A 437-nucleotide genomic window follows, 5' to 3' on the forward strand; every position below is an offset into this window, starting at 1 on the left:
CAAAATGAGAATCAAACTATTATTAAACATGGTTCTCGTAAGACGAGCGTTTATATGGGGTTAGTATTTGAACGCCCTGCATATTTAGCTCTAAAAAAGCAACGCTTTTATTGTAAGGCGTGTCAGCGAACATATACAGCGAAAACACCTTATATTCGTTCACGTTGTCGAATCTCTACTGACGTTAAACTAGTAATTACGAAAAAGCTAGCTAAAGTGAGGTCTGAAAAGGATATTGCTTCAGATTACTTTGTTTCACCATCTACCGTCCATCGTCATCTTAAGTATTTAGGCGAAGAAATTAAGCCGAATCATAAGTTACCTCAGTATTTATCATTCGACGAGTTTAAGTCAACGAATGATGTAGCGAGTGCGATGAGCTTTATTTATTGTGATGCCGTCAATCATGATGTTATTGAAATATTACCTGATCGTCG

General features: G+C 36.8%; 1 protein-coding gene. It reads left to right on the plus strand.

The genetic code is table 11. The features are described 5' to 3' along the window. The coding region (locus CD126_RS11205) for a transposase family protein (RefSeq protein WP_142381369.1) at positions 1-437 on the plus strand (437 nt) is incomplete at both ends.

It is taken from the genome of Staphylococcus pettenkoferi (assembly GCF_002902685.1).
Lineage (GTDB): Bacteria > Bacillota > Bacilli > Staphylococcales > Staphylococcaceae > Staphylococcus > Staphylococcus pettenkoferi.